Source organism: Chitinimonas viridis, from assembly GCF_030409555.1.
GTDB classification, from domain to species: Bacteria; Pseudomonadota; Gammaproteobacteria; order Burkholderiales; family Chitinimonadaceae; genus Chitinimonas; species Chitinimonas viridis.
Map to the genome: position 1 here is coordinate 565,166 of NZ_JAUFPU010000018.1, position 12,487 is coordinate 577,652.

At 62.4% G+C, this 12,487-nt stretch carries 13 protein-coding genes; 9 read left to right on the plus strand and 4 right to left on the minus strand.

Annotated elements, in window-relative coordinates:
* Nucleotides 1–3: 3 nt before the first annotated feature.
* The 9 genes from QWZ03_RS15805 (at nt 4) to QWZ03_RS15845 (ending at nt 9,346) form a co-directional block, all read left to right on the plus strand.
* Complete coding sequence (locus tag QWZ03_RS15805) at nt 4–2,121, plus strand: LPS-assembly protein LptD (protein ID WP_290333597.1); 2,118 nt, start codon at nt 4–6, stop codon at nt 2,119–2,121.
* A 2-nt stretch (nt 2,122–2,123) separates the two neighbouring features.
* Nucleotides 2,124–3,422: a peptidylprolyl isomerase gene (locus QWZ03_RS15810; RefSeq protein WP_290333598.1), complete on the plus strand. Its 1,299-nt coding sequence runs from the start codon at nt 2,124–2,126 to the stop codon at nt 3,420–3,422.
* 2 nt (nt 3,423–3,424) lie between these two features.
* Complete coding sequence (locus tag QWZ03_RS15815) at nt 3,425–3,859, plus strand: GFA family protein (RefSeq protein WP_290333599.1); 435 nt, start codon at nt 3,425–3,427, stop codon at nt 3,857–3,859.
* Nucleotides 3,856–4,872: a 4-hydroxythreonine-4-phosphate dehydrogenase PdxA gene (gene pdxA / locus QWZ03_RS15820; protein WP_290333600.1), complete on the plus strand. Its 1,017-nt coding sequence runs from the start codon at nt 3,856–3,858 to the stop codon at nt 4,870–4,872. Before QWZ03_RS15815 ends, pdxA begins: the two co-directional genes overlap by 4 nt.
* 124 nt (nt 4,873–4,996) lie before the next feature.
* A complete protein-coding gene (gene rsmA / locus QWZ03_RS15825) occupies nt 4,997–5,782 on the plus strand; it encodes a 16S rRNA (adenine(1518)-N(6)/adenine(1519)-N(6))-dimethyltransferase RsmA (protein ID WP_290333601.1) in 786 nt (261 codons plus the stop codon).
* Nucleotides 5,783–6,197: 415 nt separating this feature from the next.
* Entirely contained in the window at nt 6,198–7,088 is an 891-nt protein-coding gene (locus QWZ03_RS15830) for a transporter substrate-binding domain-containing protein (protein WP_284195258.1), read from the plus strand.
* A 101-nt stretch (nt 7,089–7,189) separates the two neighbouring features.
* Nucleotides 7,190–7,939: an amino acid ABC transporter permease gene (locus QWZ03_RS15835; protein ID WP_284195259.1), complete on the plus strand. Its 750-nt coding sequence runs from the start codon at nt 7,190–7,192 to the stop codon at nt 7,937–7,939.
* On the plus strand, nt 7,939–8,598 hold the full coding sequence (locus QWZ03_RS15840; protein ID WP_284195260.1) for an amino acid ABC transporter permease: 660 nt from the start codon (nt 7,939–7,941) through the stop codon (nt 8,596–8,598). The genes QWZ03_RS15835 and QWZ03_RS15840 overlap by 1 nt, the downstream gene beginning before the upstream one ends.
* A gap of 19 nt (nt 8,599–8,617) precedes the next feature.
* A complete protein-coding gene (locus QWZ03_RS15845) occupies nt 8,618–9,346 on the plus strand; it encodes an amino acid ABC transporter ATP-binding protein (RefSeq protein WP_284195261.1) in 729 nt (242 codons plus the stop codon).
* A gap of 107 nt (nt 9,347–9,453) precedes the next feature.
* Here QWZ03_RS15845 and QWZ03_RS15850 read toward each other — a convergent pair whose 3' ends face one another.
* The 4 genes from QWZ03_RS15850 to QWZ03_RS15865 form a co-directional block, all read right to left on the minus strand.
* On the minus strand, nt 9,454–10,236 hold the full coding sequence (locus QWZ03_RS15850; protein WP_290333602.1) for a substrate-binding periplasmic protein: 783 nt from the start codon (nt 10,234–10,236) through the stop codon (nt 9,454–9,456).
* Nucleotides 10,237–10,332: 96 nt separating this feature from the next.
* Nucleotides 10,333–11,154, minus strand: coding sequence for a crotonase/enoyl-CoA hydratase family protein (locus QWZ03_RS15855; protein ID WP_290333603.1), 822 nt, complete (start codon nt 11,152–11,154; stop codon nt 10,333–10,335).
* Between the two features lie 100 nt (nt 11,155–11,254).
* Nucleotides 11,255–11,755, minus strand: a complete 501-nt coding sequence (locus QWZ03_RS15860) for a DUF4442 domain-containing protein (RefSeq protein WP_284195264.1) — start codon at nt 11,753–11,755, stop codon at nt 11,255–11,257.
* Nucleotides 11,756–11,826: 71 nt separating this feature from the next.
* Nucleotides 11,827–12,390: a TetR/AcrR family transcriptional regulator gene (locus QWZ03_RS15865; protein ID WP_290333604.1), complete on the minus strand. Its 564-nt coding sequence runs from the start codon at nt 12,388–12,390 to the stop codon at nt 11,827–11,829.
* Nucleotides 12,391–12,487: the final 97 nt, after the last annotated feature.

The following is a 12,487-nucleotide window of genomic DNA, read 5'->3' on the forward strand; positions in this document are numbered from 1 at the left end:
CACATGCCGCGTTTCTCTCCGCTCCCCCTCGCCCTGGCCCTCTGTACAGCCCTTGCAGCCCATGCCGAAGAAGTCTCCGGCCCTACCGTGCTGCAGGCCGACAAGATAGAAGGTACTGGCAATACCGAAGCGCGCGCCAGCGGCAATGTGGCGCTGGATCGGGATGGTCGCCGCATCGAGGCGCAGTGGCTCAAGCTGTTCGAGACCACCCGCGAGATCCGCGCCGGCGACCAGACCCGTCTCAGCCAGCAGGGCGATCTACTGGAAGGCGGCGAGCTGTACCTGAAGGAAGACACCCGTACCGGCGAGCTCGATGCCCCCCGTTACCGGCTGGGACAAAGGCAGGGGCGTGGCGACGCCGTCAAGCTGCTGTTCGAGGGCAAGGATAAATACCGCCTCAACAAGGCCCGCTTCACCACCTGCCAAGTCGGCCAGGACGACTGGTTCATCCGCGCCCGCGAACTGGAGCTGGATTACACTCGCAATGTCGGTGTGGCCCGCAACAGCACCATCGAATTCAAGGGCGTACCGCTGCTGTACTCCCCCTATCTGGATTTCAGCCTGGATGGCTCCCGCAAGTCCGGCTTCCTGTCGCCGTCCATCGGCTCCAGCGGTTCAGGCGGCTTTGAGCTGATTGTGCCTTACTACTGGAACATCGCGCCCAATATGGACGCCACCATCGCCCCGCGGCTGATCAGCAAGCGCGGGCTGATGTTCAACAATGAATTCCGCTATCTGGGCCAGGACATGGCCGGCCAGTTGACGGTCGAGACCATACTGAAGGACAGGGTGTACGGCAGTAGCCGTAGCGCCTTCCGCCTGCAGCACGAGCAAGGGCTGGCGCCCGGCCTGCGCACGGGCCTCAACCTGCAGAAAACCACCGACGATCGCTATTTCGCAGACTTCGGCGACCGTATCGCCGTGGCATCGCAGACCTTTTTGCCGCGTGAAGGCTATCTGAGCTACAGCCACGGCAACTTTGGCGCGGTACTGCGCATGCAGCGCTACCAGACGCTGCAGGATCCTACCAACCCGGTGGCCGTGCCCTATGCCCGCCTGCCGCAGCTGACCGTGAACTACCAACCCGTCCTGCCGGCGCCGTTCCGGCTGGATCTGAATGGCGAAGCCGTCTCCTTCCATCACCCCACCCAGTTGACCGGTGAGCGGGTGGTGGCCTACCCCAGCCTGAGCATGCCCATGGAGCAGGCCTGGGGCTTTGTCACGCCCAAGGTCGGCCTGCATCTGAGCCATTACAAACTGGACGATGGCCGCAGCCTCAGCCGCAACCTGCCCATCTTCAGCGTGGATTCCGGCCTGTATTTCGACCGCGAAGGCCAGTTCTTCGGCAAGGACATGGTGCAGTCGCTGGAGCCACGGGCCTACTATGTGCGCATACCGCACCGTGATCAGTCGGCCTTCCCCAATTTCGACTCGGGCGTGGCTGACTTCAATTTCGCCCAGATGTTCAGCGAGAACCAGTACACCGGCAGCGACCGCATCAACGATGCCAATCAGCTGACCCTGGCACTGACCTCGCGGCTGTTCGAAGCCGACAGCGGCATAGAACGTGCCCGCGTGGCCGTGGGCCAGCGCTTCTATTTCGACCGCCAGCGGGTCACGCTGAACGAAGCGGCGCGCAGCCAGGACACCAGCGCCTCCGACCTGATCGCCACCGCCGGCGGCCAGCCCTTTGATCACTGGTGGATGGATGGCGCCGTGCAGACCGACGGCAACGGCCATCAGACCCGCAAGGCCGCGCTCAACCTGCGCTACCAGCCCGAGGCCGGCAAGCTGCTCAACCTGCGCTACCGGCTCGATCGCCTGACTGATATCAAGCAGATAGACCTGTCGGCCCAATGGCCGGTCAGCGCCCGCTGGCACGTGGTGGCACGGCAGAACTGGTCCATCCGCGACAAGCGTTCTTTGGAGCGCTTGCTCGGCCTCGAATACAATGGCGGCTGTTGGGTATTCCGCATGGTGTCGCAACGTTTCGTCACCTCGGGCAACCAGACCAGCAGCCCCTTCTTCCTACAGCTGGAACTGAACGATGTAGGTCGACTCGGCTCCAATCCGCTGCAAACGCTCAAAGAGAGCATTCCCGGCTACACCAAGTTGAACTGACCATGACCGCTACCTTGTCCCGCCTTGCCGCCGCCCTGCTTGCCGCCAGCCTGCTGGCCACGGCCCATGCCGCCGACCCTCTGACGCTGGATCGCATCGTGGCGGTGGTGAACAAAACCGTCATCACCGAGTACGAACTCAATACCCGGGTACGCAGCGCGACTGCCAACCTGCAGCGCCAAAAGATCGCCCTCCCCGCCGAGGACGTGCTGCGGCGCCAGGTGCTGGACAGGCTGGTCAACGAGAAGGTGCTGTCCGATTACGCCGCTGATACCGGCATACGCGTGGATGAGCGCCAGCTCGACCAGACCATGGAACGGATAGCCGGCCAGAACCAGCTCAACCTGTCCCAGTTCAAGGCCGCCCTGGAAAAGGAAGGCACCAGCTACCCCGCCTTCCGCGAGCAGATACGCCAGGACATGCAGATACAGCGCCTGCGCGAGCGTGAGGTGGATAACCGCATCTACGTCACCGATGCCGAGATAGATCAATATCTGGCGGCCAATCCGGATCAGGCCAAGGCCGAGCTGGAATACCGGCTGTCGCACATTCTGGTCGCCATTCCCGAAGGCTCGGGCCAGGACGTGGTCACCACCAAGGGCCAGCGTGCCGCCGAAGCCGCCCGCCAACTGGCAGGCGGCAAGCCGTTTGCCGAAGTGGCGGCGGCCTTCTCCGATGCGGGCGATGCCCTTAGCGGTGGCGAGCTGGGCTGGCGCTCTGCCGGCCGCCTGCCGCCGCTGTTCCTGGAAGCGCTGAACAAGCTGGAAGCCGGGGGGGTAACCCAGGTGCTGCGTAGCCCGGCCGGTTTTCACCTGGTCAAGCTGCAGGAAAAACGCCAGCGCGACGGCAAGGAAATCATCAAGCAGACCCATACCCGCCATATCCTGGTCAAGGTCAACGAATTGACCTCGGATACCGACGCCAAGAACCGCATTCAGGAACTGCGCGAGCGCATCGTCAACGGCGCCGCCTTCGAGGAACAGGCCAAGCTGCATTCCGAGGATGGCTCGGCCCAGAAGGGTGGCGATCTGGACTGGATCTCGCCCGGCGATACCGTGCCCGAGTTCGAGCAGGCCATGAATGCACTCCAACCTGGCGAGCTGTCGCAGGCGGTGCGCTCGCCATTCGGCTGGCACCTGATACAGGTGATAGAACGCCGCGACCAGGATGTGACGCAGGACAAACGCCGCACCCGCGTGCGGATGGAGCTGCGCGAGCGCAAGTCGGACGAGCAGTATGAAGACTGGGCACGCCAGCAGCGCGACCAGGCCTTTGTGGAAATCCGCTTGGACGACAAGTAAGCATGACCGCGGCGCCGCTACTAGGCAGCTGCCTCTGTGGCGGTGTCCGTTACCAGATCGACGGGCCGCTGTCGCCCATCGATCTCTGCCACTGCGGCATGTGCCGCAAGGCCCACGGCACGGCCTACTCCAGCAATGCCGTGGCGGCAGCCGCTGATTTCCGCTGGCTGGCGGGCACCGCCCTGCTGACCGAGTATGCGTCCTCGCCCCACCGACGCAAGTACTTCTGCCGGCAGTGCGGCTCCCAGCTGCAGATACGCCGCACCGACAGGCCCGAGATCGTGGTGGTCTGCATGGGCAGCCTGGACAGCCCGACCGATAGCCGACCTGCGCACCATGTGTTCTGCGACGCCCGTGCAGACTGGGACGAGCCAGGCGCCGACCTGCCGCGCTACCGCATCTACCCTGGGCACGAGCCCGAGGACACCCCCGCATGAGCACGCCACGCATCGCCATCACCGTCGGCGAGCCGGCCGGCATAGGCCCGGAACTCTGTACCGCACTTCAGCCTGGCCAGCACGCCGCCAGGCTGATACTGCTGGGTGACAAGCCACTATTGCAGGCTCGTGCGCGCCAGACCGGCAGTACCGTGCAACTGGTGGACTACGCGCCGGAGACCCAGCCCGCGCCAGACAGCCTGGAAGTCCTGCATATTCCCCTTGCGGCCCCCTGTGTGGCAGGCCAGCTTGACCAGGCCAATGCCCCGCAGGTACTGGCCCTGCTGGACCGGGCGGTGGCAGGCTGCCAGTCGGGTGAATTTGCCGCCATGGTGACCGCCCCCCTGCACAAGGGCATCATCCGCGATGCCGGCTACGACCGCTTTACCGGCCATACCGAATACCTTGCCGAACTGACCGACACCCCCCAGGTGGTGATGCTGCTGGCAGGCCGTTGCGATGCCGTCAAACCCGGCTATGCCTTGCGCGTGGCCCTGGCGACCACCCACCTGCCGCTGCGCGAAGTGGCCGACGCCATTACCCCGGCCAGCCTGACCCAGACCCTGCGCATCCTGCATGCCGATCTGCAGCACAAGTTCGGCCTGGCCCAGCCCACCATACTGGTGGCCGGCCTCAACCCGCACGCCGGCGAGGGCGGCCACCTGGGTCGCGAGGAACTCGACACCCTCATTCCCGTATTGGAAAGCCTGCGCCTCGAAGGCATGCGCCTGGTCGGCCCGCTGCCGGCCGACACTCTGTTCAATCCACCGATACTGGCACAGGGCGATGCCGTGCTGGCCATGTACCACGACCAAGGCTTGCCCGTGCTCAAGCATGCCACCTTCGGCCAGGGCATCAATCTCACCCTGGGCCTGCCACTGATACGCACCTCGGTCGACCACGGCACCGCGCTGGACCTGGCAGGCACCGGCCGCGCCGATGGCGGCTCGCTGGTCGCCGCCGTGGACCTGGCCATCACACTGGCCGCCAACCAGGCCCAACGGGCCGGCTAGCCCGCGCCACCCTGCCGCCAGGGGTTTGTTCGCGGCATAGCGCGCCTTCGTTCGCACGCCCGGCCTGAAGGGTTTTGTTAGCGGCGCTTAGCCACTGAGGGCTGACGGCCCTACAATACAGCCCATGAGCTCCCATATCCCCCGCAAGCGCTTTGGTCAGAATTTCCTGCAGGACCAAGGCGTGATATCCGACATCGTCAGTTGTATCAACCCGCAACCGGCCGATGCCATGATAGAGATCGGTCCTGGCCTCGCCGCGCTGACCGAGCCTCTGCTGGCCAAGCTGGATGTATTGCACGCCGTGGAAATCGACCGCGACATCGTCGCCAAGCTGTCCGGCCGCTTCGCGCCAGGCAAGCTGGTCATCCACAATGCCGATGCACTGAAGTTCGACTTTGGCCAGTTGGCCGCGCAGATCGCACCGGGCCGCCAGGTGCGTCTGGTCGGCAACTTGCCCTACAACATCTCCACCCCTTTGCTGTTCCATCTGGCCGGCTATGCCAGCGTGATCAGCGATTGCCATTTCATGCTGCAGAACGAGGTGGTGCTGCGCATGGTGGCCGAACCCGCCTGCGCCGATTACGGCCGGCTCTCGGTAATGCTGCAGTATCACTTCCATATGGAAAAACTGCTGGATGTCCCCCCCGAAGCCTTCTTCCCGCCACCCAAGGTGGATTCGGCCATCGTCCGCATGATTCCCCGCCCCTTCCCCACGCCGGTACGCAATCTGGATGCGCTGGAGAAGCTGGTGGCACAGGCCTTCGCCCAGCGCCGCAAGACCCTGCGCAACAACCTCAAGGGCATCGTCGACGACGCGCTTTTCGATGCCACAGGCATAAATGCTGGCGACCGTGCGGAAAACCTGTCGGTACACGACTACGTGCGGCTGACCAACGCCCTGCCTGACTAGCTGGCCAGCCCCCTTTTGTGTGGGCTACAGCCCACACAAAAGGGCCTGGAACGGGCCTGAAAACCACCGGATCACTGCGGTTTTCCCTGCTTTTCCCCCATTATTAGGGATTCCCCGCTTGTTGCGCCTATACCGGCCGCTACACTTTGCCCATCCCGACGAGTTGCCGAATCAACCGGCAGCGTTCCATGACGGTTCAAGGACTTACCTGTCCTGAAGCACAAGGCCGGCCTGCCATCCCCGATGCAGGCTCGCGCATGCAGGGATGCGCCCGCCGTCATGTTGCAAGGTCGCAAGACACGCAGCAGTACAAACCCACGGAACCGATACGAATTGATGCCTAGGCCATGCCGGGAGCAGCTATAGTCTTTTCGTGAAGTGCGATGATCGAACAACCCTAAAGGAGCAAACCGCAATGCAGAAGTCCCTGATCCTGTCGGCCGCCGTGGCAGCCGTCTTTGCTGGCGGCGCACACGCCGAGGAGCTCACCGGCACGCTGAAGAAAATCAACGATACCGGCATCATCACCGTGGGCCACCGCGAGTCGTCCATCCCCTTCTCCTACCTGGATGACAAGCAAAAACCCGTCGGCTACGCCATGGACCTCTGCCATCAGGTTGTCGCTGCCGTTAAGAAGAAGCTGAACAAGCCTTCTCTAGTGGTCAAGCTGGTGCCCGTCACCTCACAGACCCGTATCCCGCTGATGGTCAACGGCACCATAGACATGGAATGCGGCTCCACCACCAACTCCAAGGAACGCCAGAAGCAGGTCGGCTTCAGCTACTCCTACTATGTCACCGCCGTACGCATGGCCGCCAAGGCCAGTGCCGGCATCAAAACGCTGGACGATCTGAACGGCAAGCCCGTGGTGACCACCACCGGCACCACCTCCGACCGTTATATCAAGCAGAACGAGCAGGGCAAGGCCATCGACGTGAAGAACGTCTACGGCAAGGACCACGCCGAGAGCTTCCTGATGGTGGATACCGGCCGCGCCGCCGCCTTCGTGATGGATGACATCCTGCTGGCCAGCCTGATCGCCAACTCGCGCAATCCCAAGGACTTCGCCATCGTCGGCCCCGCTCTGTCGGTCGAGCCCTACGGCATCATGCTGCGCAAGGATGACCCCCAGTTCAAGAAGGTAGCCGACGACACCCTGGCCGCCATCTTCAAGTCGGGTCAGATCAATACCATCTACAACAAGTGGTTCATGACCCCGATTCCGCCCAAGAACATCAATATCAACCTGCCCATGAGCGACAAGCTCAAGGAAGCCATCAAGACCCCGACCGACGTCGGTATCTGATCTCGTTGTCACCTGCTTGATGGCATTGCCTGCGGCCGCACCCTGCGGTGTGGCCGCTGCGAGGGGAGCTTAACGCTCCCCCTGTGTTTAAGGAGTTACCCATGGGTCAATACCAATGGAACTGGGGCATTATCCTCGAAGAGGTATATGGCACCGGTGAGTACTACTACCAGTGGCTGATAACCGGCCTGGGCTGGACGGTTGCGACCGCCCTCAGCGCCTGGGTCATCGCCCTGATACTGGGTTCGTTGATAGGCACCGTACGCACCATGCCCAACAAATGGCTGGCTGGCCTGGCTACCGCCTATGTGGAGCTGTTCCGCAATATTCCGCTGATCGTCCAGCTGTTCCTGTGGTTTTTCGTCCTGCCCGAGGTATTGCCCGAGCAGATGGGCACCTGGATGAAGCAGGACATGCCCATGCCCGAATTCATCACCGCCGTGATCGGCCTGGGCCTGTTCACCAGCGCCCGGGTGGCCGAGCAGGTACGGACCGGCATCATGGCCCTGCCACGCGGCCAGCGCTATGCCGGCCAGGCATTGGGCTTCACGCTGGGGCAGACCTATCGCTACGTGCTGCTGCCCATGGCCTTCCGCATCGTCATTCCGCCGCTGACATCCGAATTCATGAATGTGTTCAAGAACTCGGCCGTAGCGCTGGCCATAGGCGTGACCGAACTGACCTTCCAGATGCGCCAGATCACCGGCGAATATGCACCAGGCAACCCGATTGAGGTCATGACCATGGTCAGCGTCATCTACCTGATCATGGCCTTCTCGGTGAACCGCCTGATGGCCTTTATTGAGCGCCGCACTCAGGTGCCCGGCTACATCAGCGGAGGAAGCAAGTAATGGACTTCAATTTCTCCGCCATTGTCGATTCCAAGGACTTCCTCTGGGAAGGTCTAAAGTACTCGGCATCGCTGACCCTGTTCGCCACTTTTTTCGGCATCGTGTTTGGCACCCTGCTGGCCATGGCCCGCCTGTCCAGCATCAAACCGCTCAATCTGGCGGCGTCGGCCTATGTCAACCTGTTCCGCTCGGTACCACTGCTGCTGGTGATCTTCTGGTTCTACATCCTGGTGCCGCTGATCAGCGGGGTACAGGTGGGGGCAGACAAGTCGGCCTACATCACCTTTGCCATCTTCGAAGCGGCCTATTTCTGCGAGATCATTCGGGCTGGCATCCAGTCCATATCACGCGGGCAGGTATCGGCAGGCCAGGCCATGGGTTTCACCTATGCCCAGAACATGCGCTACGTGATCCTGCCGCAGGCCTTCCGCAACGTGGTGCCGCTACTGCTGACCCAAACCATCATCCTGTTCCAGGATACCTCGCTGGTCTACGTGGTAGGCGCCACCGACCTGCTGGGCGCCGCCAGCAAGGTTGCCAACCGCGACTACATACCCGTAGAGATGTATGTCACCGTCGCCGTCATCTATTTCACCATCAGCTTTGTGCTGTCGCGCCTGGTCAAGCGCCTGCATACCGCGATCGCAGTGATACGCTAAGGCATTGAGGACTCATACCATGATTTCCATCAAGAACGTTTCCAAGTGGTACGGCAACTTCCAGGTGCTGACCGATTGCACCACCGAGGTCAAAAAGGGCGAGGTCGTGGTGGTTTGCGGCCCCTCCGGCTCGGGCAAATCCACCCTGATCAAGACGGTGAACGCGCTGGAACCCTTCCAGAAGGGTGACATCGTGGTCGACGGCATATCTATTGCCGACCCCAAGACCAATCTGCCCAAGCTGCGCTCGCGGGTGGGGATGGTGTTCCAGCATTTCGAGCTATTTCCGCACCTCACCATCACCGACAACCTGGCCATCGCCCAGCAAAAAGTGCTGGGCCGTAGCCGCGATGAGGCACGGGCCAAGGGCGCCAAGCTGCTGGAGCGCGTAGGGTTGTCGGCGCATGCTGCCAAGTTCCCCGGCCAGCTCTCGGGTGGCCAGCAACAGCGCGTCGCCATCGCCCGCGCCCTGGCCATGGACCCCATCGTCATGCTGTTCGACGAACCCACCTCGGCCCTGGACCCGGAAATGGTCAACGAGGTGTTGGACGTGATGGTGCAACTGGCCCACGAGGGCATGACCATGATGTGCGTCACCCATGAGATGGGCTTTGCCCGCAAGGTGGCCAACCGGGTGATCTTCATGGACAAGGGCAAGATAGAGGAAGACTGCTCCAAGGAAGACTTTTTCGGCAGCCCCCGTGGCGAGCGGGCACAGCTGTTCCTGTCCAAGATCCTGCAGCACTGAGCGAGCGGCCGCCTCCCGTTTACAGCGGGAAGGCCATATCGAGCAACAGGCCCGAATCGGTGATTCGGGCCTGTTGCATTAACGCGCTATGGCATCCATGCCCCGCCTCAATGCTTGACCGCCCCCTGGTAGGGCGCCATCAGGCCTTGCATGGCCTTGCTGCGTATCAGCCGCTGTATGCCGGCATCCAGCGCATTGCGCAGTGGCACGGCCTGCTTGATGCGGCGGCTGACCAGGAAGTGCAATCCTACTGGTGCCTCTTCCGGCACCGGCCTGATCTGCAGGCTGCCATCCGTCAGCATGTCCTTCAGTCGGGTGTCAACCAGGTGCAAGGCAGCAATCACCTCGCGCTTGTCCAGAAACAGATCACAGTGGCCGGCATGCAGCTTGGCAATCAGCTGCGGATAATTGGCCGCCCCCACATCCACCTTGGCATTGTCCAGGCCATAGCTCTCGAAGGTGTGCCCCATCAGGCCGCAGACCCGGTAGCGATGCAAGTCATCCAGCAGCCTGATCGGCAAGCCGTTTGCGAAGTAACGGCTGCTGTAGAGATAGACGCTGTTTAGCTGTACATAGGGCTCGGTCACCAGAAAAGGCGCAGGATCGACCTGGGCCGTGGCGACATTCAGCGCCAGCGCATAGCGCCCCGATTGCACCAGGGCCAGGCAGCGCCGCCAGGGCAGCATCTCCACCTGTGCGGCAGGAAGGCCTGCCTCCTGCAGCAGGCGGGCCAGCATGTCCACAGTCATGCCTATGGTGCGGTTATGCTGGCTATAGGTAAACGGAGGGAGTTGGGCATCGGCCGCACAGGCCAACAGAGGCGCGGGTGCCGCCATGGCAGGCGCTGCCAACAGCAGCAAGGCAGTGAACAGGGATAGCAGACGCAGCATGGCAAGACCCGGTGAGGCGCTAGTTCGGTATAGCACCCCGCGCCCTTCACCGCCCTGTAAAGACAAGCGCCCGGGCTGGCCGGGCGCTTGGGGCAATCAGTCGCGGAAGGTCGGTTTTTCCTTCATCACATGTGCCATGGCTGCAGCCTCCAAGTCACGCGAGATCAGCATGGCTGCATTCCAGGTCGCCACATAGCGCAGGCCTTCGGCCACCGTATGGTCGCGCGCATAGTTTAGGTTGTCCTTGATGCCGCGCGTGGTCAGCGGCGCCTTGGCGGCGATCGATTCGGCCACCGTCATCACCTCCATCAGCAGGCTGGCCCGGTCGGCCAGGCAGTTGCTGACCAGCCCCATCCTGGCGGCGTCCTTGCCGCTGACCTCACGTGCGGTGAAGGCCAACTCGCGGGTACGGCCATCGCCTATAATCTTGGGCAGGCGCTGCAATACCCCCACATCGGCCACGATGCCCAAGTCCACCTCTTTCAAGCAGAAGCTGGCATCCGCCGAGCAGTAGCGCAGATCGCAGGCGGCGATCAGATCCAGTCCGCCCCCCACACAACTGCCGTGGACAGCAGCAATAACCGGCTTGCTGCATTGCTCTATGGCGGTCAGGCAATCCTGCAGGTCCAGGATAAAGCGCCGCAGCTTCTCTGCCTGCCTGCCCTGGCAATCGTCCTGTATGCGACCCTGCACCGCCATCAGCATGCCCAGGTCTATGCCAGAGCAGAAGTTGGCGCCGTTGCCCGATAGCACGGCCACCCGTGCAGCCGGCTCGCCATCAAGCCAGCGCATGGCATCGCGCAGCTCGCGCCACATGGGCTCATTCATGGCATTGGCCCGATCAGGTCGGTTCAGCGTGATCTGGGCTACATGGTTTTCCAGGGTAAGGGACAGGGTAGTATAGGTAGGCAGGCTCATGGGTGTAGGCTAGTCGCGCGGAGATACTTACAGGATAGTCAGTTCCTGCCGCACCACACGGCTACGGCAGGATTATTTCTTTGCCGCCAGCAGCGGGTGCTCAGTTGCGCTTCTTCGGGATCCAGGCCCAGACCATTTCGCAAATGATGGGTTCATTGCCCGATTCATCGGTCACCGTCACCGGCACCAGTACATCGCCCTTCTCCAGCGTGCGGACGCTGTTGATCTGCTCGGCCGTCAGGGCGGCCACGGCCTTGAGGTCGCCCTGGGCGCGCTTCTTGTACTCCACCTTCATGGACTTGAGCAGGGGCAGCTTGTCGTCCGGCAGGTTCATGCCCACGGCAAAGCCGGTGGCCGTCTCCGCCAGCAGCGCCATGGCAGCGGCGTGCACGCCCTTGATATGGTTCTGGTTCTTGCTGACATTGCGGATATGGCAGATCACCCGTGCGGTGCTGACTTCCTCGAAGTCGATACCGGCAGTACCGGCAAACTTCACATAGCGACCGAAAGCCTTGGAGCGCGCCCAGCGGCGCAAGGGGCCGGGGACCTTCTCGAACTTGGCGACGATACGGCTGAAGGCATTGCTGAAGGTCTGTTCCATCGTGTTTCCTTGGTGTGTCCCGTTATAGCCAGTGGCCGTTGTGCTCGAACGATACTGCGCGGGCACCGCTTTCAGCGGGCACCCAGGTCCAGCCTGAGCTGCTTCTTGACCGCATCCATCCAGGTCGGATCAAAACGGGCAAGCTGCAAGGCGCCCTGCAAGGTAGCCAGCAGGGTGGCCGCCTTGTCCTCGCAACTGCCGGCGAACTGAAAGTACCCGCCTGCTATGCCCTCGCGCAGCACCCCCAGGCACCATTGGTACAGCTCATGCATAAAGGCGCGGGCTTCCTCACGCACCGGCTCTGGCAGGGTAGCCCACTCAGCAGCCAGCATGCCGGTGGGGCACAGCCGCTCGCTGTCGGCATAATCCATGGTCAGCAGGTCTACATACCATTCCAGTTTCTGCCAGGGATCCTGGGTGGTGATGGCATGGTGCTCTGCCGTGCGCCGTATCCGCCGCCGATAGCGGCCTACCAGCGCCAGGCCAAGATCGGTCTTGGTCGGGTAGTGGTAGTGGATAGCCGCATTCTTCAACCCCAAAGGCTGCGCCAGGTGATGGTAGCTGAAGCCATTGAAGCCCCGCTCCAGCCAAAGCGCCTCCGCCAGATCGAGTATGCGTTTCGCGGTATCGTTCATGTGGCGCTCACTGTAACCAAGCAAGTGCTTGAAAGGCAACTAATCCTTAAGATATGCCCGGGGCTGACGGCACCCCTGCGACACGACCGCGTCGGCC